The 24,474-nt window shown below is 58.1% G+C and carries 21 protein-coding genes, 1 tRNA gene and 3 pseudogenes; 12 read left to right on the top strand and 13 right to left on the bottom strand.

What is annotated here, in order from left to right:
• Nucleotides 1–14: 14 nt before the first annotated feature.
• The 5 genes from ispE (at nt 15) to pth (ending at nt 3,325) form a co-directional block, all read left to right on the top strand.
• Entirely contained in the window at nt 15–869 is an 855-nt protein-coding gene (ispE, locus tag THISIDRAFT_RS09050; RefSeq protein WP_006786711.1) for a 4-(cytidine 5'-diphospho)-2-C-methyl-D-erythritol kinase, read from the top strand.
• Between the two features lie 27 nt (nt 870–896).
• Nucleotides 897–971 (top strand) — tRNA-Gln (locus tag THISIDRAFT_RS09045).
• 60 nt (nt 972–1,031) lie between these two features.
• Complete coding sequence (locus THISIDRAFT_RS09040; RefSeq protein ID WP_174269466.1) at nt 1,032–1,970, top strand: ribose-phosphate diphosphokinase; 939 nt, start codon at nt 1,032–1,034, stop codon at nt 1,968–1,970.
• Between the two features lie 113 nt (nt 1,971–2,083).
• The gene (locus tag THISIDRAFT_RS09035) at nt 2,084–2,719 is read left to right on the top strand and encodes a 50S ribosomal protein L25/general stress protein Ctc (RefSeq protein WP_006786709.1); all 636 of its coding nucleotides are present in this window, start codon (nt 2,084–2,086) and stop codon (nt 2,717–2,719) included.
• 9 nt (nt 2,720–2,728) lie between these two features.
• Nucleotides 2,729–3,325, top strand: a complete 597-nt coding sequence (gene pth, locus THISIDRAFT_RS09030) for an aminoacyl-tRNA hydrolase (RefSeq protein WP_006786708.1) — start codon at nt 2,729–2,731, stop codon at nt 3,323–3,325.
• Between the two features lie 45 nt (nt 3,326–3,370).
• On the opposite strand, the gene THISIDRAFT_RS09025 is transcribed toward pth, so the two are convergent.
• The 5 genes and pseudogenes from THISIDRAFT_RS09025 to guaB all read right to left on the bottom strand — a co-directional run.
• Complete coding sequence (locus THISIDRAFT_RS09025; protein WP_159098504.1) at nt 3,371–5,299, bottom strand: bifunctional metallophosphatase/5'-nucleotidase; 1,929 nt, start codon at nt 5,297–5,299, stop codon at nt 3,371–3,373.
• A gap of 498 nt (nt 5,300–5,797) precedes the next feature.
• On the bottom strand, nt 5,798–6,979 hold the full coding sequence (gene hemW / locus THISIDRAFT_RS09020; RefSeq protein WP_006786706.1) for a radical SAM family heme chaperone HemW: 1,182 nt from the start codon (nt 6,977–6,979) through the stop codon (nt 5,798–5,800).
• On the bottom strand, nt 6,976–7,491 hold the full coding sequence (locus THISIDRAFT_RS09015) for a hypothetical protein (RefSeq protein ID WP_006786705.1): 516 nt from the start codon (nt 7,489–7,491) through the stop codon (nt 6,976–6,978). Before THISIDRAFT_RS09015 ends, hemW begins: the two co-directional genes overlap by 4 nt.
• A 137-nt stretch (nt 7,492–7,628) precedes the next feature.
• Nucleotides 7,629–8,189 (bottom strand): annotated as a pseudogene (locus THISIDRAFT_RS09010) (guanosine monophosphate reductase); the annotation flags it as partial.
• A gap of 1,050 nt (nt 8,190–9,239) precedes the next feature.
• A pseudogene (guaB, locus tag THISIDRAFT_RS09005) lies at nt 9,240–10,184 on the bottom strand (IMP dehydrogenase); the annotation flags it as partial.
• Between the two features lie 148 nt (nt 10,185–10,332).
• Between guaB and THISIDRAFT_RS09000 the strand changes: the two are divergent.
• Together THISIDRAFT_RS09000 and THISIDRAFT_RS08995 are read left to right on the top strand one after the other, a co-directional pair.
• A complete protein-coding gene (locus THISIDRAFT_RS09000) occupies nt 10,333–11,208 on the top strand; it encodes a carbon-nitrogen hydrolase (protein WP_006786703.1) in 876 nt (291 codons plus the stop codon).
• A 4-nt stretch (nt 11,209–11,212) separates the two neighbouring features.
• Complete coding sequence (locus tag THISIDRAFT_RS08995) at nt 11,213–11,563, top strand: restriction endonuclease subunit S (RefSeq protein WP_006786702.1); 351 nt, start codon at nt 11,213–11,215, stop codon at nt 11,561–11,563.
• 56 nt (nt 11,564–11,619) lie between these two features.
• On the opposite strand, the gene THISIDRAFT_RS08990 is transcribed toward THISIDRAFT_RS08995, so the two are convergent.
• The 8 genes from THISIDRAFT_RS08990 to dapA all read right to left on the bottom strand — a co-directional run bounded on the left by THISIDRAFT_RS08990 (nt 11,620) and on the right by dapA (nt 20,963).
• Nucleotides 11,620–12,957 (bottom strand): KamA family radical SAM protein, encoded by a 1,338-nt coding sequence (locus tag THISIDRAFT_RS08990; protein WP_006786701.1) that lies wholly within the window; start codon nt 12,955–12,957, stop codon nt 11,620–11,622.
• Nucleotides 12,958–13,277: 320 nt separating this feature from the next.
• Nucleotides 13,278–13,943 carry a DUF2459 domain-containing protein gene (locus THISIDRAFT_RS08985; RefSeq protein ID WP_006786699.1) on the bottom strand — a complete coding sequence of 222 codons (666 nt, stop codon included), beginning with the start codon at nt 13,941–13,943 and terminating at the stop codon, nt 13,278–13,280.
• A 2-nt stretch (nt 13,944–13,945) separates the two neighbouring features.
• Entirely contained in the window at nt 13,946–16,042 is a 2,097-nt protein-coding gene (locus THISIDRAFT_RS08980) for a CHASE2 domain-containing protein (RefSeq protein WP_006786698.1), read from the bottom strand.
• The gene (locus THISIDRAFT_RS08975) at nt 16,039–17,028 is read right to left on the bottom strand and encodes a thiamine pyrophosphate-dependent enzyme (RefSeq protein ID WP_006786697.1); all 990 of its coding nucleotides are present in this window, start codon (nt 17,026–17,028) and stop codon (nt 16,039–16,041) included. Before THISIDRAFT_RS08975 ends, THISIDRAFT_RS08980 begins: the two co-directional genes overlap by 4 nt.
• Before the next feature lie 30 nt (nt 17,029–17,058).
• On the bottom strand, nt 17,059–18,207 hold the full coding sequence (gene porA / locus THISIDRAFT_RS08970; RefSeq protein WP_006786696.1) for a pyruvate synthase: 1,149 nt from the start codon (nt 18,205–18,207) through the stop codon (nt 17,059–17,061).
• The gene (locus THISIDRAFT_RS08965) at nt 18,194–18,766 is read right to left on the bottom strand and encodes a 2-oxoacid:acceptor oxidoreductase family protein (RefSeq protein ID WP_006786695.1); all 573 of its coding nucleotides are present in this window, start codon (nt 18,764–18,766) and stop codon (nt 18,194–18,196) included. The genes porA and THISIDRAFT_RS08965 overlap by 14 nt, the downstream gene beginning before the upstream one ends.
• A gap of 63 nt (nt 18,767–18,829) precedes the next feature.
• Complete coding sequence (gene bamC, locus THISIDRAFT_RS08960; RefSeq protein WP_159098503.1) at nt 18,830–19,996, bottom strand: outer membrane protein assembly factor BamC; 1,167 nt, start codon at nt 19,994–19,996, stop codon at nt 18,830–18,832.
• A gap of 91 nt (nt 19,997–20,087) precedes the next feature.
• Nucleotides 20,088–20,963 (bottom strand): 4-hydroxy-tetrahydrodipicolinate synthase, encoded by an 876-nt coding sequence (gene dapA, locus THISIDRAFT_RS08955; protein ID WP_006786693.1) that lies wholly within the window; start codon nt 20,961–20,963, stop codon nt 20,088–20,090.
• Nucleotides 20,964–21,606: 643 nt separating this feature from the next.
• Here dapA and THISIDRAFT_RS14805 point away from each other — a divergent pair.
• The 5 genes and pseudogenes from THISIDRAFT_RS14805 to THISIDRAFT_RS08930 all read left to right on the top strand — a co-directional run bounded on the left by THISIDRAFT_RS14805 (nt 21,607) and on the right by THISIDRAFT_RS08930 (nt 24,457).
• Nucleotides 21,607–21,858: a transposase gene (locus THISIDRAFT_RS14805; RefSeq protein WP_246585366.1), complete on the top strand. Its 252-nt coding sequence runs from the start codon at nt 21,607–21,609 to the stop codon at nt 21,856–21,858.
• A gap of 355 nt (nt 21,859–22,213) precedes the next feature.
• A pseudogene (locus THISIDRAFT_RS08945) lies at nt 22,214–22,549 on the top strand (transposase); the annotation flags it as partial.
• 439 nt (nt 22,550–22,988) lie between these two features.
• A complete protein-coding gene (locus THISIDRAFT_RS08940; protein ID WP_006788398.1) occupies nt 22,989–23,558 on the top strand; it encodes a hypothetical protein in 570 nt (189 codons plus the stop codon).
• 31 nt (nt 23,559–23,589) lie between these two features.
• A complete protein-coding gene (locus THISIDRAFT_RS08935) occupies nt 23,590–23,958 on the top strand; it encodes a magnetosome protein MamC family protein (RefSeq protein ID WP_006788397.1) in 369 nt (122 codons plus the stop codon).
• Nucleotides 23,959–24,091: 133 nt separating this feature from the next.
• Nucleotides 24,092–24,457, top strand: coding sequence for a hypothetical protein (locus tag THISIDRAFT_RS08930; protein ID WP_006788395.1), 366 nt, complete (start codon nt 24,092–24,094; stop codon nt 24,455–24,457).
• Nucleotides 24,458–24,474: the final 17 nt, after the last annotated feature.

Raw genomic sequence — 24,474 nt, 5'->3', positions numbered from 1 at the left:
TCAAGCACCAGGCCATGTCATCCATTCCTTTGCAAGGCTGGCCCGCGCCAGCAAAACTGAATCTTTTTTTGCACATCACCGGACGCCGGGCGGATGGTTATCATCTGTTGCAGTCGGTGTTTCAATTTCTCGATTATGGCGATACGCTGGATTTTGCGCTGCGTGACGATGGCCAGGTCCTGCGCGCTCAGGCCCTGGCCGATGTGCCCCCGCAGCAGGATTTAACCGTGCGCGCCGCGCTCGCCCTTAAGCACGCCACCGCCTATCCCGGCGGCGTTGAGATCTCCGTGCATAAGCGCTTGCCGATGGGCGGCGGACTGGGCGGGGGTAGCTCGGATGCCGCCACCACGCTGCGGGTTTTAAATCGCCTCTGGGGTCTGGATTTAACCCTCGATGAACTCGCGGCCTTAGGGCTTTCCCTGGGCGCCGATGTGCCCGTGTTTGTGCATGGCATCGCCGCCTGGGCCGAGGGCGTGGGCGAGCATTTACAGGTAGTAGACATTGCCGAGCCGGTGTATCTGGTCGTTAATCCGGGGGTGAGTGTGGCTACGGGGATTATTTTTAATGATCCGCAATTGACACGTGATTGCAAACCCGTCAAAATATGCGACTTCATCTCGGGGGCAGTCACTAATGTATGCGAGCCAGTGGTTCGGATGCGCTATCCGGAAATAGCCCAAGCGCTTGATTGGCTTATGGAAAAAGCGGGTAATGCGCGGCTTACCGGAACTGGCGGATGCGCGTTTGCCCATTTTGCGGATGCAGCGCAGGCACACGACATTGCCAAGCAATTGCCCAGTGCGTGGCAGGGCTTTGTCGCCAAGGGATGTAATTGTTCTCCTCTGCATACGAGGTTGTCTGCATACTGAGTGTCAACTCCTTTGTTTAGTGATTACTGGGCCGTCGCCAAGCGGTAAGGCACCGGGTTTTGATCCCGGCATGCGTAGGTTCGAATCCTACCGGCCCAGCCAAATTCTATCCTTCGCCTTATTCAGTCTGTTAGGAATCAACTTGTGGTTGACAGAAGCAAGATGATGGTTTTTGCCGGAAATGCGGTTCCCCAGCTGGCCCGCGAGATTGTCAACCACCTCAATATCCCCTTGGGTAAAGCCGTTGTTGGTCGCTTTAGCGATGGCGAAGTTCAGGTCGAAATTCTGGAAAATGTGCGTGGTCGCGATGTGTTCATCGTGCAGTCCACCTGTGCCCCCACCAATGATAATCTGATGGAATTGCTGATCATGGTGGATGCCCTGCGCCGGGCCTCGGCGGGGCGGATTACCACGGTCATTCCCTACTTTGGCTATGGGCGTCAGGATCGCCGAGTGCGTTCTGCGCGGGTGCCCATTTCCGCCAAAGTGGTTGCCAATATGCTGGAAGCGGTGGGCATTGATCGCTTGCTGACCGTGGATGTACATGCTGATCAGGTGCAGGGCTTTTTCAATCTGCCGGTGGATAATGTCTATGCCTCACCGATTCTGTTAGGAGATATCTGGCGACAAAAACACCCGGATTTGATCGTGGTTTCACCGGATGTGGGCGGGGTGGTACGCGCCCGGGCAATTGCCAAGCGTCTGGATGATGCCGAGCTGGCGATTATTGACAAGCGCCGCCCCAAACCCAATGAATCCCAGGTGATGCACATCATCGGCGATGTCGAAGGCAAGGACTGCGTGATTGTCGATGACCTGGTGGATACCGCAGGCACCCTCTGTCAGGCAGCAGCGGCACTGAAAGATCATGGTGCAGCCAGGGTCATGGCCTATGCCACCCATCCGGTACTTTCAGGTGCAGCGATTCAGAATATCACCAATTCACAGCTTGATGAATTGGTCGTCACCGATACCATTCCTCTGCGTCCCGAGGCCCAGGCCTGCCCGCGTATTCGTCAGCTTTCAGTGGCCGGAATGATGGCTGAAACCATCCGCCGCATCAACCGGGAAGAATCTGTCAGCTCCCTGTTTATTGACTGATCAAGTCAATATCCCCCGCCTTAGGGCGAAGAGTTAGTGTTTTCTATTGAGCTGTTCATCATGCCTGTTCTGGTCGCGGAGCGGGCTTTTTTCTTTTTTTGGAGATACAAGCAATGAGTGTGAGTTTTGAACTGCAAGCTGAATCACGCACGGATCAAGGTAAAGGTGCGAGCCGCCGCCTGCGCCGTGCGGGTAAACTGCCCGCGATTTTATACGGCGCCGGCAAAGAGCCGCAAAGCATCTCGCTGGATCACAATACCATCCTGCTGAATCTGGCACATGAGGCTTTTTATTCGCACATTCTCACCTTGACCCTCAATGGCAAAACCGAGCGCGTGATTTTGCGTGATTTGCAACGCCATCCCTTCAAGCCGGTGATTTTGCATTTAGACCTGCAACGGGTCAGCGAAGGGGAAAAGATCCGCATGCATGTCCCCTTGCATTTCATCAACGAGCAAAACTGCGTAGGCGTCAAACTGGGTGGCGGTATGATCACCCACCAGCTCACCGACGTAGAGGTCGAATGTCTGCCCGAACATCTGCCGGAATTTATCGAGGTCGATGTAGCCAACATGCAGGCCGGTGAATCCCTGCACTTGTCACAACTGCAAATGCCGCAAGGAGTGACCCTGGTTGCCCTGGCTTCTCATGATGCAGGCAGTGATCATGATCTTCCCGTGATGAACGTCATCAAGAGCCGTACCAGTGGCGGTGATGACGATGCTGAGGAAAGCAGCGCCAGCGCCTAATGTGTTGTCATGGCGAGTGCTGATCCGATCCTACTGATTGCCGGGCTGGGTAATCCCGGCAATCAATACCACGACACCCGGCACAATGCCGGTTTTTGGCTGGTCGATCAGCTGGCGCACCAACACGGCGGCATGTTTCGCCCTGAGCATAAGTTTGCCGGGGAGGCATGCCGCATTAACATCGCGGGACAGCCCTGCTGGCTGCTCAAACCGCAGACCTTCATGAACCGCAGCGGCCAATCGCTGAAATTACTGGCCAGTTTTTACCGCATCCCCACCGAGGCTATTTTAGTGGTGCATGATGAACTGGACCTGCCGCCGGGCACCGTGCGCCTCAAGCGAGGCGGCGGCCATGGCGGTCACAATGGCCTGCGTGACATCAGCCATCATCTCGGACAACACTTTGCCCGCCTGCGCATCGGCATCGGCCACCCCGGTGAACGTGCCAAAGTCGTTTCCTACGTATTAGAGCGCCCGAGCCACGTCGAGGCCAAAGCCATTGACGAGGCCATCGCCCACACCCTCCCATTGATTCCTCAAATGATCACCGGGCAGTTTGACAAGGCAATGAACACCTTGCACGCCCGCCCCGCCAGCAGCGCGTAGTCTTTAATTTATAGGTTAGAAGTTCTTTCCCCGTCGGGTTTGCGTTTAGGGCGTAATGTTGATCATGCGCTCGTTGATATCGGGTGGCAATGTGTAGGCACGCGCTGCATCGGGATGAAAGACGCGCAGATATTCTGCCAAGGCATCCTGCTCACCACCAGTAACTGAGAAGTTCGCCTGTCCGGGATCGCGGGATTGGAAACGATCTTCCAATAGTGAGGCAAAGTTGGCGTGCGCCAGCCCGTTGAATGGCCACCCGTCGCCGCAATTTGGGCGGGCGAATTGACTACCTGCGGGTGCCGCGCATGCATTGAGAAAATCCAGCGCAACGACTCGATATGAGCGACCTGTGCTCTGGGTCGTCCCCTGGCTGACGACGGTCTCCCATCCACCGAGACACGCGCCGCCATTCCACTGACCCAGGCAGACCTGCATGTTACGCACTCGCTGCCCGCCACTGGCCAGAGCTTGATTGGTATCCCCGCTGGGGCGGGCCGGGAAAGCGCGGTCAAATTCAACGCGCAAACCAGCGGTATGCCCAAAGCTACCCCTGACGAGTTCTTCCAGCAAATCGCGGAGTTCGGCTGCGGTCATATCCACCAGCGCCAAACCATTGTTAAAGGCAAACGCGGTCTGGATATCCAGTTGTGAGATTCCGCCGGCAGGTTTGCCAAAATCGTTGGCTGCGGGGGGCAAGAGATCAATACGGTCCTCGGCACCGGGAGGAACAATGATGGAGCCAATCGGGGCACGAATGCCACCGCCATTTTTGACCGAAACCAGCGGCGGGTTTTCAGGATCCATGATGGAGGCATACCAGAGATTGGCATCTGCGGACAGATTGCCCAGATTGGTTTCGCGACTGCGTACCGGCGTCCGGCGACCTTCCAGGAAGACCTGGGTAATGCCGTAGGCACTACCATCCTGTTCGGCGAGGATTTCACGAATCACACGGGCTACCGCAACCACTTCCGGAATAGGTTCAGCGCGCAGCTGCTCAACGACTGCCGGGGTGGCCGCCCAGGCACCATTCAAGCCTGAATCCAGACGATTTGTCATAATGACGCCGTGGCTGTCAAACTCGACCATCAGACGCCCCAGGTATTTGTAATCGGCATCGGTATTAACCAGCAAAACCGGCTCACCGCTGGCACTGGTATAGATTTCTGGATACGTGCCGACGGCACTATCTCCATCGCGTAACAGGTCATTTTGATCCGCTAAAATGCTGTTGGAGCCCCCGGCGATGATGATATCCACATCGCGTAGCCGAGGTGCCAGCTGACGTTCTACGTTAATGCGCTGCATGTGTGCGGCCAAAATAATCTTGTTGACCCCCTCTTGACTCAGCGCGTCCACTTCTTCCTGAATGACTGCGGCAAGGGCATCAAAACCGGCGGCATCTTCGCTGAACGGACTCGGTGTTAAGGTCAGATTGCCAACGGAGGTAATGGAAGGCAGGGTAGGGGTCACTGCGCCGACAACCCCGATCCGCTCACCGCTGATCGTTATGACGACGCTGCGTGCCAGCGAACCGGGAGGCAAGTGACTTGCCTCCTGTCGGGGTGCTTGCAGGCGAGGGGCGGTTGCGCTATCTGCGGTGAAGTCGATATTCACGGACAAATAAGGCCAGAGGGCACCCGGATATTCGCCGTCGGGAGAAATGATGCCTGCAAAACCCGAGGGACCCGTATCAAGGTCATGGTTGCCAACCGCAGTGGCTTGCACACCCAGATGGTTTTGAATGACGATTTCTCCCCTTCCCTGTCCGGGTTTGCCAACGACAGCGGCCATGCGCGAATTCGTGCTGGCCTCAAAAATGGGGCCCGGAATGTAGTTGTCCCCGGAACTGATCAGCAGGGTTCGCTCTGGATGCTGGTTGCGGAAATGGTTGACCAAGGCGGAAAACGCATCGACGTTAAACATCGCGGCGGTTCCGCCGCCATCAACATCGGCAAAATGCAGAAGCTGCAAGCGGAAGGTTTCCTCGCCGGGATTCGATGAGTGACTGGAATTGGATGAACTGTTGCAACCTGACAGCAACGTGGCACCTAAAACGGCTATGCCCACAGCGGCTACTATTTTATGAACCGGTATCATGTTAAAAGCCCCAAAGAACCAATATACGATGAATGTAAATAAGGTTTCCATTCTTTGAATCGGATCGACGCAGTTGAAATTTAAAGCATTTATTGAGCATTTTTTCAATAAAATGAATGCGTTAATTTTTCAGCCGCGTCAGCTTATCTTCCACCAGCCCATCTATCTAATCCTGGTGCTCAACCAGTCCTACGACCCAAGGTAAGACGCCCGTCACACTGAAACAAGGTCTGGCAAGAATCCTGAGCAGGCTAACAGTCCTTGATGACGACATAATGAATTTACGCCTTGTCTTTATCGCAGCCGATATCCTCTTGTTGAGCAATGCAAAATTTGCCCCTGCTTTTTAATGAACGCCAGATGCGTCTGCCGTTATGTAGGCAAAAACAGGGTTTGCAGGTCATTTAAAAAACGCTGGCCCAGCGCCGTGGGGGCTAGCTGTTTGGGGTGGTTTTGCATGAGTCCTTGAGTGATGGCGTGCTGCCAGGGCGATTGCAGGCATGAGGCGGTGAGTCCGGTGTGTTGGGTGAACAATGAAAGCGGGATACCCTCCTGCAGGCGCAGGGCGTTGAGCATACATTCAAAGACGGTATCACTGGCACTGAGTTGATAGGCGCTGGCCAGCAAGGACGCCCCGTTCAGCGCCTGCTCGATATAGCCCTGTGGCTCACGCTGTTTGCTGCGCCGTTCGATCACCAGCGTACCCGCGGCGCTGCGGCTAGAGATTTTACCGTGTGCTCCGGCACCGATGCCGAGATAATCGCCAAATTGCCAATAATTGAGGTTATGTTGGCATTCCATGCCCGGCGGGGCGTGGGCAGAGATTTCATAGTGCTGATAGCCCGCCTCGGCCAGACGGGCAAGCCCGGCGTGCTGGATGGCCCAGAGACTTTCTTCATCGGGTAAATGCGCCGGGGGGTGATGGGCAAAGGGGGTATCTTCTTCAAGGGTGAGTTGATACCAGGAAAGGTGGCTTGGCGCGTAGCTCAGGGCGGTGTTGAGGTCGGCAAGCGCCTGTTGCGGGTTTTGCTGAGGCAGGCCAAACATCAGGTCAAGATTGATGCGGCTAAATCCGGCGATGTGCGCATCGCAGATGGCCTGTCTGGCAGCGTGCGCATCATGCAGCCGTCCCAGGGCACGCAGATGGGGTGCATGAAAACTTTGAATGCCCAGGGAGAGGCGGTTGATTCCCAAGGCATGATAGGCACGCAGGGCCTTAAGATTGAGGGTGCCGGGGTTGGCCTCCAGGCTGATCTCCAGGCCCAGCGGACAGTGCAAGCGCGCACCTACGCCGTCTAAAAGCTGGCCCAGTGCCGCCGGGGCGAATAAGGAGGGGGTGCCACCACCGATGAACAGGCTGTGCAGCGGGCGCGTGCGGATGTGTGGATACGCCTGCAGATCGGCATCAAGATCGGCAAGCAGGGCCTGGATATAGCGGCCCTGCTGGGCCGACGTGGGCGGTGTGGGGTAGGAGTTAAAATCGCAATAGGGGCATTTGCGCAGGCAAAAAGGAAGGTGCACATACAGCCCCAGCGGCGGGAGCGCATCACTCACCGCGCAGGCTGCAGGAGCTGGTCTTGGGTATGCAGGCACCGGCCTGAGAAGCTATCAAAGCGTTCGCATTGGGTGCGCACAAAGCGGCGCGAGTCCGGATGATAGGTGCATTGCGTCTGAAACAGGCAGCGCCGCGCAAATTCATCCCAGTGCTGGCATTCCTCAACGCATTGCAGTGCGCCCAGATGATGGGTGCGCTGCTCAAACAGACAGCTGCGCTTAAAATCATCCCAATACTGGCAGGATTCCAGCACAATCGGCGCACCCACAGCGCTATGCGGTAACGGTTTGCCTGGTGGGCGGGGGCTGTGCGGACTGTGTTCTGGCGCTGTTGTGCGTTCCGGCGCACAGTAAATCTGCAAGCCGTTATCTTGCCAGCGTTCGCCCGGTTGTAAAATCAACGTCTGTGCCAGCGCGGCAACCGGCAGCAGGCTGATGAGCAGGCTGATGATCACCTGCCATAGGGCTTGCCGGGTCTGTGTGCGAGACTGCAATTTCCAGTAGCTTGACATGGGTTTTGTCTATCTCTAATTTGCACAGGATCGCCGAGTTTCACTCGGCTGGTCGGGACACTGGGACACGGATTTAAACCCAGCCGAGTACAACTCGGCGATCCATTATGACTGAGTAAAGCTCAGCACTCTGTTCGCTAATCCATCCGATAGTTCGGCGCTTCTTTGGTAATCGCCACATCATGCACATGGCTTTCGCGCATGCCCGCATTGGTGACGCGTACAAAATCCGGGCGCGTGCGCATTTCTTCGATATTGCGACAGCCCACATAGCCCATGGAGGAACGCAGACCGCCCATCAGCTGATGGATGATGGCGACAATGGTGCCTTTGTAGGGCACACGGCCTTCGATGCCCTCCGGCACAAATTTCTCCACCGAGCTTTCGCTTTCCTGAAAATAGCGGTCCGATGAACCTTGCTGCATCGCGCTCAGTGAGCCCATGCCGCGATAGGATTTGTAGGAGCGCCCCTGATACAGCTCCACCTCACCGGGCGCTTCTTCCGTGCCGGCAAACAGCCCGCCGAGCATAACGCTATGCGCCCCGGCGGCAATGGCCTTGGCCAGATCGCCGGAATAGCGGACCCCACCATCGGCAATCAAGGGCACGCCGGTGCCTTCAAGCGCGGCGCGTACATTGGCAATGGCGGTGATCTGTGGCACCCCCACTCCGGCGACAATGCGCGTGGTACAGATGGAATTATGCACAATGGCATTGTCAGCGATGAAGCTGTGGCTGGGGCAATCCACCTCAATGTCATACACCGGCAATACCAGATTCAGCCGCTGCCGATCCAGTAACTGCACGGCGTGATAGGCGTGGGGCGGAGTCGGTGCATGTGGGGCCGGGATCATGGCATGATAATGATCCACCGCGTGGGGGCTTGTCGCTGAACTCGTAACGCCGCTGCGCATCAGGGTTTGTTTGCGCAGCAGGCTGAGGACATTAAACAGCTCCAGCAGCATCGGCCCGGTGCTTTGCAGATGACAACGGCCATCGTGATACACCCGCCCTGCACTCTCCAACAGCCCATCCCACAGGCCATGCAGATACGCCGTGTCATGGCACAACAGGCCGGGCGGAAGGGCATCACCCCAGGCGCGGAGATCCAGGTCGCGCAAGGACTGCGCCCACAGGTTGGAATCAAGACGAATATCAATGCGCCCATCATCGCGATGGCTCAGGCAGGGGGCAATGGCGCTCAGGTGCTCAACATAGCTGGCCAGTTTAAGCGCACTGTGCTGGCGCAAGGGTTCCAGTGTCCACTGTACAAAGCCGACGGCGGACGCTGCGTTTTCAGTATCTGGTGGCAATACCTCGCCGACGCTAAGACATGCGCCCAGAACATAGCCCAGCGTGTAATGTTTTTCGCTGCGGTGTCCGCATAAGGCGGCAAGCGCTGTCGGTACCTGCGCGGGCAGTTCAAAATGGATCTGTGCCGGAAACAGCGCGTGTCCCTTTGAAACCTCGCCAATTTCACGCCACTGCGGCGGAGAGAACACGGGGGGGGCGGGCCACTCAGAAGGCGCGTCAGGGGCGCTATCCTCGCTTAACGCGGTCGCTTCCATGATCCGCGCCTCTTCCACCAGATAGCGGTGATCCGGAGTCGCCAGCGTGCCCCACAACGAGGCACTGTGACGGATTTGCATCACCTCGCGCAGGCCAGTACACCACGCCTTGCGCACGTTAACCGGCTCACCGTACTGGTTGATCACCCGATCACCGGGGCGGATCGCCTCAATATTTTTATAGTAGCCATCGGCCATTAACACCCGCGTCCCGGCAGCAAAACAGCCCGGTCCAATGCCGACCTTGACCCCATCAGCACCGGCGTCTACCAATGCCCTGGCGGCATCGGCAGTGGCGATATTGCCGCCGATGACCTGTAAATCCGGGTAATGTTGCTTGATCCACTGCACCCGATTGAGCACCCCTTGCGAGTGCCCGTGTGCCGTATCCACCACCACCACATCAACCCCGGCCGCGACCAGTGCGGCCACCCGCTCATCCGTGCCAGCCCCCACGCCCACCGCCGCACCCACTCGCAGCCGACCGTGTTCGTCTTTGCAGGCATTAGGAAAATCTGTGGATTTTTGAATGTCTTTCACCGTGATCATGCCGCGCAGCTCAAAGCGGTCGTTGATCACCAGAACCTTTTCGATACGGTGTTTGTGCAAGAGCTGCTGTACCTGCTCGCGGCTGGCGCCTTCACGCACCGTCACCAGGCGTTCCTTGGGCGTCATGATGGCAGAAACCGGCACATCCATGCGCGGTTCAAACCGCAGATCACGGCTGGTCACAATCCCCAACAGCTCTTTGGCGCGCACCACCGGCACCCCGGAGATATTATGGGCGCGGGTAATCGCCAGCACCTCACGAATGGTCGTATCCGGTGAAACGGTAATCGGATCGCTGATCACCCCGCTTTCATATTTTTTCACCAGGCGCACCTGCGCAGCCTGCTGCTCTGCCGACATATTTTTATGAATAATGCCCACCCCCCCCTCCTGTGCAATGGCAATGGCGAGGCGACCTTCAGTGACCGTATCCATCGCCGCTGACATTAGCGGCAGATTCAGGCTGATGGCGCGGGTCAGCTGGGTTTTCAGGTCCACATCCTTGGGCATCACATGAGAATGGGCGGGGAGTAACAGCACATCGTCGAAGGTCAGGGCTTCCTGGATAATACGCATGGGGGAGGTCTCGAAGGGAAATAAATCATGGCATTGTAACGCGTTGCTGTTTTAAACTGCAATTTTGCCGCAGGTCCACCGGCTTGATTGATACACACTGTGAATGGCGGCCTGGGCCCCTTCTAACTTCTAGCACATACGCACATCGATGAAGATAGCTCTGATCCAACAAGCCAATGAGGCCGACCCCGAGGTCAATCTTGAGCGCAGCATGGAGGCGATCCGTAATGCCGCCACCACCGGCACCCAGCTGGTCATCCTGCAGGAATTGCATACCGGCCTGTATTTCTGCCAAACCGAGAACCCGGATTATTTTGATCTGGCAGAACCGATTCCCGGCCCCACCACCGAACAACTCGGCGCGCTGGCCCAGGAGCTTGAGCTGGTGATTGTCAGCTCCTTGTTTGAACGTCGTGCCGCAGGGATTTATCACAATACTGCCGTGGTGCTGGATAGCGATGGCTCGATTGCCGGCTGTTATCGCAAGATGCACATCCCTGATGATCCGGGGTTTTATGAAAAGTTTTATTTCACGCCGGGGGATCTGGGCTTTCGTCCCATTGATACCTCACTGGGGCGTCTGGGGGTGTTGGTCTGCTGGGATCAGTGGTTCCCGGAGGCGGCGCGGTTGATGGCCCTGGCCGGGGCACAGATTTTGATCTATCCCACGGCGATTGGCTGGAACCCCGACGATGACCCGCAGGAGCAGGCCCGTCAGCGCGACGCCTGGATCACCATCCAGCGGGCGCACGCCATCGCCAATGGCGTCCCGGTGATTGCGTGTAACCGCACCGGCTTTGAGGTAGACCCCAGTGGCGTGACCTCAGGCATCCAGTTCTGGGGCTCAAGCTTTGTCTGCGGCACACAAGGCGAAATGCTGGTACAGGCCGAAGTCGATCAGGAGGCTGTGCTATTGGTGCAGATTGATCCCGCCCAGACCGAAAAAGTCCGTCGCATCTGGCCTTATCTGCGCGACCGGCGCATTGATGCCTACCATGACCTGATGTATCGCTATCTGGACTAATGGCTTGGGGCAAGCCATTATCATTGCACAACCTGAAGATGATGGTTGCGTTGGTCATTATCGAATGTTGACCTGTGAGATTAACGCCGATAAAGCAGTTGCCCGCTTCATCGATTACTGCTTTACCACTGCGGAGGGGTTTGCAAAGATTGACGCCGCAGCGCCCGGTACGGCTGCCCGAAACAAGACGCTAAAAGCTCCAGAGTTGATGGCAGTCCCAGTTCCGGTCCCATCGCGTTCAACCCAGCGCACCTTCGACACCCTGCAAGCCAACGTCGCAGAATTAAAAGCCCGCCAGGCCAGCGATGCACTGATTCCAGCAGTCCTGGAACGCCTGCTTAGCGAATCGCAATAAGTGGCGACGGCCAGAAGCCGCCGCCGCGTTTTCCTCTCAGACACCGAGATGCGTGGCTATTCCTGCTCAAAGAAAAAGCGCGCTTCCCCAAAGGCAGGCTTGAGATCAGACAGCCAGGTGGCGTGTGGATCGTAGCGGGCAAAAAACGGACGCTGTACCCATGCGGGGTTGCGCGCCTGTAAAAAGCGCAGCACAAACACCCGTTCGCCATGAATCTCCGCCACACCCTGCACTTCCACCTTACCCGGTTCAGCACTCATCGACGGACCGCGTGCGGTGCGCGCCAGCCCGGAGACCTGTTGCATGGCTTCACGATAGATCTCGGCAGCACGCGCCAGCGGTACCTCAAAGTAGCGCCGTGCCCCGGTGTCGCGCTGCACAAAGCAATAATAGGGAATCATACCCAGATGCACCTGACGGCGCCACAATCGGGCCCAGGTCGCAGGATCATCATTGATATGCGCGAGCAATGGCCCTTGGGTACGAATCTCTACGCCGGTCTCGCGCACCGCCTTAATCGCCTGTTCGGCCATCGGCGTTTCCATCTCGCGCCAGTGATTATAATGCGCCATCAGCGCCACATGCTTGCCGCCTCGCACCAGACGCTCCAGCAAGGCGCGCAAGGCCGGGCCATCGGCATCGCTGACAAAGCGCTGTGGCCAAAATGTTAGCGCCTTGGTGCCGATGCGAATGCTTTGAATATGCGCAAATTCAGGATGCAGCAACGGTTCCAGATATTGCGCCAGGGTCTTGGTCTTCATCACCAAAGGATCGCCACCGGTGATCAGCACATCGCTCACCTCGGGATGCTGGCGCAGATAGGCGAGCAGGCTATCCACCTGATTGGAGGCAATTCTTAGAGTTTTATCGCCGATAAATTGCGCCCAGCGAAAGCAAAAGGTGCAATAACTATGGCAGGTTTGCCCCTGCGTGGGGAAAAACAGCACGGTTTCGCGGTATTTGTGTTGCACCCCTTCCAGGGTATCGCCTTCCAGTTGCGGGCGATTAAGTGCTAACTGACCGGCGGGGTGCGGATTAAGATGCTGGCGCAAACGGCTGGCCAGCGCATTGATCGCTTCACGGCTGGCCTGTTGCTGATGCAGCGCAGCCATCTGCGCAAAATCTGCGGGCTCTAACATCTCCCGTTGCGGAAATACCAGGCGAAACATCGGATCATGGTATGGATCATCCCAATCAATCAGCTCATTGAGGACATACTCATTGACCCGAAAGGGCAGCACGCTGGCAACCACCTGAATCTCAAAACGCAAGGCCTCCGGCAGGCGTGCCAGTGCCGGAATTTTGTGCAAGGTACGTTCGGTATATACCTTAAAAGGGGGCGCGCTTTCACGGTGTGAATGCGCAGGATATTGAAACTTAAGAACTGAGTTCATTAAGGCCTCCGAATCTCCGCTGTGCTATCTGGAGAGACTGTAGTGATGGAAAATGCGATGAATGAGCAGATCCCGCAGGCGTGCAAATCTGCTCAACGGAAGGGATGCATACCGCCCGCTGAATGGGCAGGGACGCACCAAAGTGGCGACCATCAGGGCGTGAAAACCGCGATTTCAGTGAATGCGATACCCTGGATGTCGCCTGCAAAACCTCAAAAGGTCGCTGATCTTAGCAAAAAATGTGCACAACGGCCAAGCGCAGGGCATGGCATCCATCAGAAACGCCATTGACCAGAGCGGCCAGTGGTTATCTGGCGTGTTTATTGAGCAGGGTGTACATGCCAGTGGGCGGTGATGGGGCGGCCTTCGATGCGACAGCCCAGGTAGGTCAGCCAGTCGGCGATGACTTGGTTGGAGTTGTGCGTGAGGCGATAGGGGGTGGGGTGGGGGACAAATTCCAGGTCAACAGCGGCGCGATAGTGGGTGGACGCGGCGCGCTGAAAGTGTTGCTCCAGTTCGGCATACAGGGCGGCGATGCGGGCGTTTTCGACATAAATCTCGAAGATGTCAGCAATCGGTACCTTGACCTGTGAGGCCAGCAGCTGGACATCTGCCGGGCCGGGCAGGTCGCGGCGACCCAGTACGGCGGGGGTTTCCTGGAATAATGCAGCGATGGCGGTGCGCCAGGTGGTTTCACCATAGGCGTAGTAATGGCGGTCGCCATAGGCATAGCGCACCAGACCGCCGTCGGGTTTGGGCAAAACCAGTGAGCTGTGGCGGCCATGATCCAGCAAAAATACACTGCGCGGCTGGGTAAGCTCCGTGGGCGGATGGATGCGCACCGGGGTGCAGCCGCTCAGTCCCAGATATACCCATAGCAGCACTACGATACTGCTACCGCGACACACCTGCCTGCGCCGCGTGCGTCGCGGCAGGCAGGCGCGGCGCAGGCAACTTATACCATTGCCGCTCAAGCCCGGAGCCATCGCTATTTTCCTGCCATGACCCAGACGCCATCCCAGTGCGCGGGCGGGGCAGCGACCACGCTTTGCAGATGTTGCACATACGCGCGGGCCACGGGGTCGGTGGCTGCCAGAGCGCTGAACTGGCTTAATGCCTCGCTGAATGCCCCGGCATAGAATGCCTTCAGGGCGGCGCTAAAGGCGGTTTGGAGGGGTTCGGCGGTGGTCTCGTTAAGGGGTTCCAGGATGGTCACGGCCTGTTTGCGGCCGATGACCTGCACTCTGCCGATCTCGCGGGCGGTAATCTCGCCGCCAGCGGCGACAAAGCTTTCTTGTGAAATCAGGATGCCGGTACCAAAAACCTTGTTGACGCCTTCAAGGCGTGAGGCCAGATTGACGGCATCGCCGAGCATGGTGTAATCAAAGCGGGTGCGTGAGCCCAGATTGCCGACCACCGCCGGGCCGGTATGAATGCCGATGCGCATGTGCAGCGCCAGACCAGTCCATTGCTGGTAGCGCGGGCGTTCCTGTTGCAAGGCTCGCTGGCAGTCCAGCGCCGCCTGAATGGCGCGGCGGGCGTGATCGGTCACCGCCAGCGGTGCATTCCAGAAGGCAATGATGGCATCGCCTTCGTATTTGTCCACGGTGCCGCCATAGCCTTGAATGATGTCGGTCATGCGGCTGAGGTAGTCGTTGAGCAGCTCGGTGAGCGCTTCCGGGTCCATGCGCTCGGATAAGGTGGTAAAGCCTTGCAGGTCGGCAAAGAAGATGCTGAGGATACGCCGCTCGCCACCGAGTTTAAGGCGTTCGGGGTGGCGCACGAGTTGCTCGATCACCTGCGGGCTTAGATATTGATGAAAGGCGCGACGAATGAAGCGTTTTTGCCGTCCTTCGTGAATGTAATTGCCCAGCAGGGCAAAAAATACCGCCCCCCCGCTGGCCAGCGTCAATAATAACCACGGCAGCCAGTAGCCCTGTGTGTAAAACCACCACGCCAACAACACGGGACTAAGCAGCGCGCACAGGGCCAGCAGGATGCTGGGGATGGGCTGGGAAAAATGGCTCACCAGGGCGGCGGTCACGACGCTTAACAGCAACACCAGCAGATAATTCACGCCCGGCGGGCTAAGCTGCATGAAATCATTGGCCAGCAGGTTATCCAGAAAGGTGGCCTGAATCGCAACACCCGGGAAAATCCCGCCCACCGGGACAGGGCGCAGATCCAGCAGACCGGGGGCAGAAAAGCCAAACAGGATGTATTTGTCGCGCAGTACGGCGGGATCAATGCTTGGGGTTTGACCGGCGCGGCGTTCTAGTTCGGCTTGCAAAATGGCTGCTGCGCTGTAGGCGATATGGGTATCCGCAGGGCCGCGAAAATTTAGCAGGGCACTACCTTCTACACTCAGCGGAATGGGCCGATGCAGCAGCTGTTCTGCGTGATCCGGGGAGGCGGCCAGAAAGGTCGCCAACGCCAGATTCGGCATCCAGTGAGCCTCCAGAGATTCAAAAGGACGCATCCGCCGATAAATCCCATCGGCATCCGGGCGCACCTGTACGTTGCCCAGACGGGCGGCGGGTAACAGCTCCGCAATGGGAAGATGCAGGCGGGCATTTTGAGGGGTTGCCTGGGTAAGGCTTGCGGCATCTGCCAAAGACTGCGCCAGCGGGCGATCTGGATCTGGCCAGAGGGGCGTTGCGGTGTGCTCTGCAGCCGGACGCACAAAGGCGGCCAGCACCGTATTAGGCGAGCGCGCCAGGGCCTGGGCAAGGCGCAGATCGTCTGCCACACCATAGACAGAAGGCTCTAGGAACAATACGTCAAGGGCTATGGCTTTGGCCCCGGCGGCCTGGAAAAAATCCAGCAACGCGGCATAGACCTCGCGGGGCCACGGCCAGCTCAGGCCGCTGTTGTGGGAGGCCCAGTCGAGGCTGGCCTGATCCAGCAAGACCAGCACAATCTCTGCGGTGGCGGCGCTGGGCTGGGCTAGCCAGCTTACCCGCATATCCCAGGCGCGGGCCTCCCAGCTTTCCAGCACGCCGCTGGCCCACAGGCCAAGCGCCAGCAGGCTGGCCGCCAATCCGGCAAAGACACTGCGCGTGACCTTGGGCCACACCCGGCTCATGCCCAGCGATCCCCTCCACGGTGTACGGTGTCAGCACCCTCGGTGTCATAACGCTCAGGGGTGCTGCCGCGCAGGGCAAAGCGTTCGATATTGCGATTGGCCAAGGCTTGTAGGTGTTCAAGCTCTTTGCGGGCACGGTGATCTTCGCCAAACAGGTGCCCAAAACGTCCCTGCAGGCGCAGATAATCCGCCACCGGACGCGGGGTGCGAATCGGCATTGTTCCGACGACCTCACCGCGCTCCATTTCCAGCAGCGGAAACAGGCCGCTTTGCACTGCCAGACGGGCGATTTCCACCGTCAGCGCGCCGCTATGCCCCCATCCCAGAGGGCAGGGCACATGCACCTGCAAAAAGCTGGGGCCTTCCGTGAGCAGACCCCTGCGCACTTTTTTGCGCAGATCAGAAGGGTAGGCGACTGAAGCGGTGGCGGCGTAGGGGATGTGATGGGCGCTGATGATCGAGAGGATGTCTTTTTTCATGTGGCGCTTGCCCATGCGAGCCTTGCCGGAGGGCGAGGTGGTGGTCATCGCCGCATGCGGGGTTGAGCCGGAACGCTGCACCCCGGTGTTCATATAAGCCTCATTATCATAGCAGACAAAGAGCACATCATGGCCGCGCTCCATCATGCCCGACAGCGCCTGAAAGCCGATATCAAAGGTGCCGCCATCACCGGCAAAAGCCAATACCTTGGTCGCCCGCTGCTGCTGTTTAAGCGCCGCCTCAATCCCGGCAGCCACGGCGGCGGCATTGCCAAAAACCGCATGTACCCAGGGCAGACGCCAGGCCGAGTGCGGATAGGGCGTGGTAAACACCTCCAGACAGCCAGTGGCATTGGCAATCATCACATCCGGTCCGGCAGCCTCTGTGACCAGGCGGGCGGCGAGCGCCTCGCCACAGCCCTGACAGGCGCGATGGCCGGCTTCCAGACCCCGAAAACGCGGCTGTTGTTGGCGCAGCGTCGCCAGCGTGTGCATGGTTGCTTGCATAAGCGTATCCTGAGTGGCGTTGGTAGTGAATCAACAGTCCGCTGCATCCAGCAGGCAAAATGGCGGATGTCCCGGTTGCCGGGCCCATTGCAGCAGGCGCTCATAGAGCGTCAAAGGCATATCGCGTCCGCCCAGACCGGCGGCCACATTGAGTACGCGGGGCGGGGTGGGCAGATCCGCCAGGGCGCCTTGCACCTCGGGGCCGATAATGCCGCCAGCACCAGGGGACAGGGCGCGCTCCAGCACCACCAGGGTATCCAGATCTGCGCAGGCTTGCGCCAGGGCCTGGGCCGGGAAAGGGCGGTAGCTGCGCAGCTTGAGCAAGCGCACCTGATCTTCAGGGGCGGCAGCCAGCAGCGCATCTTCCAGCGTACCCAGTACCGCCCCCAGGGTGAGAATGCCGATGCGCGCATCCCTGCGGCCACGGACTTCCAGCAGCCCCCCGCAATGACGCCCTGACACAGCGGCCCACGCCTGATCCGCCGCGATGATCTGCGCCTGGGCATCCAGCAGGGCCTGATGATGCGCCAGCCGGGCCTCGGTAAAATGTTCTGGTCCCACCAGGGTTCCCAGACTCCAGGGGTTCATCGGGTTTAAGGCATGGGCGAACTGATAGGGCGGCAGGAAGGCATCAACCTGTGCCTGGGTGGGCAATGCCAGCGGTTCAAGGGTATGCGTCAGGGTAAAACCATCCACACAGACCATCACCGGCAATTCACAGCGTTCCGCCAGATAAAAAGCCTGTACGGTGGTATCAATGGCCTCCTGATTACTGGCGCAATAGAGCTGTATCCAGCCGGCATCGCGCATCGCCATGGAGTCTTGATGATCATTCCAGATATTCAGCGGGGCCGACACTGCCCGGTTGGCGCAGGTCATCACCAGCGGTACCCGCATCCCGGCAATGGTATACAGCACCTCAGACATCAGCAAAATGCCTTGCGAGGCACTGGCCGTATAGGCCCGCGCCCCGGCCACCGCAGCCCCCAGCGCTACCGAGGCTGCCGAGTGCTCACTTTCCACGCTGACCATCTCGCAGTCAAGCTGCCCCTCGGCCACCAGGGACGCGATGCCTTCAACGATATGGGTTTGCGGAGTGATGGGATAGGCCGCCACGACCTGTGGACGGCATAGCGCCACAGTGCGGGCAATCGCCTGAGAGCCTTCAAGTGCTTGCATGTATCACCTTTTCCTGCCAGGCACCGGCCTGGACCGTGTCGGCGGCCGCCTCAAGCAACGCCAGATTGCGTTTCAGCACCGCCCCCTTGAAGCGTTCTGCCAAGGCCGTTTGCAGGGCGGACAGCGGCAAAATTCCGGTCAGGCATAAAAAAGCCGCCAGCAGGGCGGTATTGGGCAGCGGCTTGCCGATGTGCTCCAGGGCCAGCTCGGTGGCGGGCAGTGCCATCAGGGATTGATGCCCCAGCGTCTCCAACAGCGGATGATCTTGCGCATTCACCAAAATCCCCCCATCTGGCCGCAGTCCATCCAGTGTACCTGTCACGCTCAACAAGGCCGGGTCCTGAATGATCAGAAAATCCGGCGTTTTGACCTGACAACGCCGCCGGATGACCTGGCTGTCCATGCGCACAAAGGCCGCCACAGGCGCCCCGCGCCGCTCGGCCCCAAATGCCGGAAAGGCCTGTGCATAACGGCCTTGCTCAATGGCCGCCGTGGCCAGCAAGTAGGCCGCAACCACATTGCCTTGCCCCCCGCGACCGTGGATTCTGATTTCAAGCATGGGACCATCGCCTCCGACCTATCAGCACATGGGATCAACGTTTGCGGATCAGTCGCGTATAGATTAACGCTCCAGTGCCGCTTGCAGACGGGTCAATAAGGTACGCGCCCGGCTTTCGCTCAAGGCCTCTCCGGCCTGATCGCGTATCAGGATGACAAAACGCTCGGCCTCGGTTGCCGCCACGGGCTGCAAACGCACCTGATATTGATCCCCCAGGGAAGGCTCAGGGGTATCACGCCCTAAAAAACGCCCTAAAAAGCCGCGCCGTCCTTCCTGCTCCGGGCGGTAAGTTACATAATACACAGCCTCGCTGCGGTTCTGATCATCCACCAGCAACCCCGCCCGATCCAGCGAGATGCCTAAGTGACGCCACAGTGAGAGGAAATGCCCATCTACACTCAGGGCGGTTTCACCGTTTAAGGTATGCAGGCGTGCCAGCGAACTCTCCGCCGGACTTGCCTCGAAACCGGCCCGTCCGGTGCGCGCATCCTGCCCCAGATGGACCATCAGTTGCAACATCAACTCAGCCTCCAGCTCCGGATCCGAAGGTCGCACCTGCCAGCGGAAGGTGTCGCCATCGGCCACTTCTTCAGCACCCCGATGACTGACAAAAACCGCCGTCAAACCCTGGCCTTCCGGCTCAAGGCGCACCCGGAATTGATCACGCGTACCCGCATCGTAGACATTCCCCAACACCCGCGCCAATGTTGCCCGGATACCGGTACCCAGCGGAATATTCGCCGGACGCTCAAACCATTCCGTCTCCAGAATGCCTAATTGCGGCTCATCACGGCGCAGGCTCAGCTCCTGCACCCGGAAAAACTCGCGCAAACGCGGCCACAACGCCGCAGGCTCAGCCTCAACTTCAAGCCAGCGCACCATCCCCTCACGGCGCAAACGCACCCCCGGCACATCGCCGGTCAGCGCCGTCTGCACCCCCACGCCGCCCACCCCCATGACCGGCGCCGCTGTCTGCAAACTGCGTTCGGTATCGCGGGCGCTAACGCGCCCATCCGCCCGCTCAGGGATTTGATACTGACTGTCCTGATCCGGGGCAATCAGACCCGGCGGAACCTCCAGCGCGGCGGTTTCACGGCTTTGCAGATAACTGTTATCCGACAAATCCGGCAATACACTACAGGCGCTCAATAACCCCAGCGCAGACCCCAACACCACCGCATGGGCCATGCGGCCAGCGGGTAACCAGGCCAATAACACAGGCTTTAGCACGTTGACTCTCATTGAAAAATAATACCCCGGAATGGCCAAGTCACACTCGACCCGGCGATTGCCTTAGATCGTTTGGTTACTATACGAAGGCTCAAAGGATGCCCGCCTGACGCATCGCCTCACACAGCCCTGCACGCAGCGGCTCAGACAGCGGGGTCAGGGGTAAACGGATGCCCGCAGAAATGCGCCCCATCTCATGCAAGGCCCATTTCACCGGAATAGGATTGGATTCAACAAACAGAGCCTGATGCAAAGGAGCCAAGGGCTGATTCAAACGCTGGGCACATTCCCGATCGCCTTGCAACGCCGCTGCGCAGAGTTCATGCATCGCCTGCGGGGCGATATTTGCCGTCACCGAGATATTCCCCTTGCCACCCAACAGGATGAATTCCATCGCCGTGGCATCATCGCCGCTCAATAAGGTGATGCGCTCCCCGCAAAGATCCAGCAGGCTTTTGGCGCGCTCCAGATCACCAGTCGCCTCTTTCAGGCCCACAATATTATCGATCTCGGCCAAACGGGCCACGGTTGCAGGCTTTAAATCCACCGCCGTGCGCCCTGGCACGTTATACAACAACTGCGGGATCGCCACCGCCTCCGCCACTGCCCGAAAATGGCGATACAAGCCCTCCTGCGTGGGCTTGTTATAATAAGGTGTCACCAATAGACAGGCATCCGCCCCGGCCTCCTGCGCACAGCATGTCAAGGCTATCGCCTCACTCGTTGAATTGGCCCCCGTCCCGGCAATCACCGGAATACGACCCGCGACCTGTCTGACCACATGCGCAATGACCGCACAATGCTCATCAAAATCCAGCGTAGCCGACTCACCCGTAGTACCCACAGCGACAATGGCATCCGTGCCCTGCGCGATATGCCACTCAAGCAGCGCATCCAGCTCAGCATACGCCAGCGAGCCATCCTCATACATCGGCGTCACCATCGCCACCATACTACCCTGAAACATGCAAACCTCCAGCCGAGTTAATTCTATCGCTGCAGTATACCCAAAAGCCAAACACTTTGGATCACCACCTCTGGGAGCGCGGAGCACCGGCTGTGCATTAAAAAACTCCCTTCCTTTTCAAGGAGGGGTGGCGCGTAGCGCCGGGGTGGTTATCTGGAGCGCCGACTTGTAGTCGGCTGGTTTTAAATCCATATCTGGGCTGCCTGACCTGCCGAGTGCAACTCGGCGCTCCAAGGTGCCGGTGGGTTATGCAAGGCTTTGGTAGCGTTGGAAGAGGAAGCCGACGCGTTGGGCTTCGGTGGTGAAGCAGGGCGAGCGCGTATAAAAATTTGCAAATAGATGCAGTTGCGGCAATCTATCGAGAAACAACCTCAGGAGTTTCTCATGGCTGCCAGTTTGACAGAGTGCTTTGCCGGCCTTCGCGATCCACGGGTGGAGCGCAACCGATTGTATCCTCTAAGGAACCTCTGATTAAGTCCCGCCGCCTGGGATAAACACTGAACCCACCTCACGGAGCAACAGAGCACACGATGAAACAGTTGGGCTTGAACGATTCGGGCTTTGTAAAGCACGCCAAGAAGACCCGCAAGGCACCGTTTCTGGCCGAGATGAACGAGGTGGTGCCCGGTCCGGGCGGGTGGCCTTGATCGATCCCGACTCTCCCAAGGCAGGCAATGGACGCCGCCCGATCGGGCTTGAGAGGATGCGGCGCATCCACGTCATGCCGCAGTGGTTCGCCTACGCAGACCCGGCCATGGAAGAAGCGCTGCACGATATCCCGCTGCGGCGCGAGTTCGCGGGCCGGGACGCCCCGGTGGAGGCCATCCCCGAGGAGAGCAAAAAACAGTTCTTGATTTTTTCTTCATTGTTTATAAGAATTCTCTATTGTAGATAGGTTATTACAAAGGCGGGAAGGTTTCGCGTTCCCATGTTCGGGGTTCGAAGTCGGATCGCAAAAGTTGTTCTCTGTTCGGGATGAACGCCGAGGTCCACGTTTTATGGCGCAAGCTGGGTTTCGACGGCTGAAACCGCCCATGGTTGCCGGTGTTGACCGGCCATTCGGTTGGGACTGCTCAACCAGGACTCCAGTTGCTCGCCCGCAAGGGTGTTATCAACGGAGAGCGAAGTGCCTAAAAATCGCATCAGCAACTTTGTTTAGGTTTTTAGGAGCAGTACCATGTGCAAGTTCCGTCACCGGCTCCAACGCCATGGCCTGGCGGGCGCGCTGCGTGATGAGATCAACGGACTTTGCCGCCAGCGTGCAAGACCGTGATGGGGCGCGCCAACTCCTGCGCCATCTCCCCGGTCATTGCAAAAAGCTGCGCAAAATCTGGGTTGACGGCGGCTACAGTGGACGCCTGGTTGACTGGGTTGCCCAGCGCTTTCGTTTCGTCTTGACGGGGGTCTTGCGTCCCAAGGAGCGCCGAGGGTTTGTTTTGTTGCCGCGACGCTGGGTTGTTGAGCGGACCTTTGGCTGGCTGAACCACTCACGCCGTCTGAGCAAGGACTACGAGCGCTTGATGTCGAGCAGCGAAGCCTGGATTTATCTCGCAATGAGTCGACTGATGGCTAACCGCTTGGCTTGAGGCGGTAGTTTCCAAACAGCTTCTTAAGCATCACACCCCTCCTGTCGAGATAAAACAAAGGCTGAATTGTATTTGCTATCTATTTCTGCTTAATGACAGCAGCCGATGTAGTGACAGATGACGGCAAATTACTATGCCGGGGCAGTCCCCTACACAGAGGGCGTGGTCTGGGGTGATCACCAGCCGCACAGGGTTATCCAAGGCATCGACAGGGGCATGTATCTTGATGCTCAATCGGCTTTTGGGACTTACCCATCGCCTCGGCGCCCTGAGCGTTTTTTTGAGGCACCCTGCGGGCACCCCAGAGCTTTCGGATATTTAGAGACTTTTTGCAAGCGTTGACTTTAATGATAATTATTCGTAATAATGTCATCGTTTTTAATGTTTCTTTATGGCTTATTGGCTTCTTATTCAGCAAACGAAATAAACAAGGATTTCCATGAGCGAAAAATACAGCGAGAACTCGGCGGATCAAGAAACAAAAGCGCAGGCGGAAGCGATGCATCAGGCGCATGATCCGCGTGCGTATGCCTCGGCGCCTTATGGGGCGGCAGGGCCAGCTTACGCACCGCCACCACCTTATCCGCATTATGCGGCCCACCCAGGGCATCCTCATATGCCGCCGCATGTACATCCGGCCTACCATCCGCACACGGCGGCATATGCACCTTATCCGCCACCGTATCATCCGGGCTATCCGCATCCACCGTATGCACCGCATCCCCATCCTGGGGCCTATGCTGCGCAAGCCGCCTACCCACAGAACAATTCCGCCGTTGCGCCGCCACAGGCCGGCATTGGCCAGTGGATTCAGGATCTTTCGCAAGGCAATACGCAGCTATCGGGCTTAAGCAAAATGCTGAATCTGGAGGATTCGGAGTTTTGGAAAGGGGCGCTGATCGGCGCGGGAGCGGTGCTGTTGTTAACCAACGAAACCGTGCAGGAGATGATGTTTAAAAACGGAACCAAGGCAAAAGACGCGGTTAAATCCCCGACGGATGGTTACTGAGTAAATCTGAATATCTACGAGAGGCGCATTCATGAGCATTCATCATTATCCGGTGGTGTATCCCTCCGGTACCCGCCCTGTTTCATATCATGTCCCCGGCGGTGATACCTGCGCCAATCTGGTGCAATTGGCGACGCTGGGCGCGGTGGTCGGTGCCTCCACGGCGGCGGCCAAGGCTATTGGCCAGATACAACAAGGCGAAATAGACACACAGCAAGCCCTGGCCCACACTGCACGGGCGGCCTTGACGGCGGCCACGACCACGGCGATTGCCGGAGCGGCGGCGAATGCGGTGGGACATCATGGTTTGGCCCGTTTAGGGGTGTTATTCCTCGCCGGTACGGCGCTGATGTATGGCATTGAAAAACGTTTAAATACGGAGCAAAAAACTGATGTGTAGCGAAAAACCGCAGAGCAGTGATAGCAAGCACCTCGCCACGACGACCAAGAAGAAAGGCTGCCAGGGTCAGCGTCATCGTCACGGCAAAAAAGCCCACAACAAACAAAGATCATAACCCAGCGGAGCAGTGAGTATGTCTTATCCTCCTTATCCCTATTACCCTTATCATCATCCGCATTATGGTGCGTATTACGCACCACCCCAGGACCCCGCTTATGGCGTTCCTCCGGCGACACCCGGCTATCCTGGGGCGATGTCGGCACCGCCACCGGCCAAAGCGGCCTCTAATGCCTTTTTTAATTTTGGCAATGACCGCTTTATGAAGGGGCTGATGATTGGCGCTGCCGCTGCCTATTTATTGCATAACGAGGCGGTGCAGCGCAGCGCCATCAAAGGCGCGGTCAATCTGTGGAGTTCGGTGCAAGGAAATATGGAGGAAATTAAAGAGCGTTTTCGTGATGCTGAGGCCGAGCTGCATGTCGAAACCGCAGAAAAATAAGCCCTATACAACGGCAG

It is taken from the genome of Thiorhodospira sibirica ATCC 700588 (genome assembly GCF_000227725.2).
GTDB lineage: Bacteria > Pseudomonadota > Gammaproteobacteria > Ectothiorhodospirales > Ectothiorhodospiraceae > Thiorhodospira > Thiorhodospira sibirica.
Note: the sequence above shows the minus strand (reverse complement) of the source record. Positions and strands in the feature narration are given on the sequence as shown.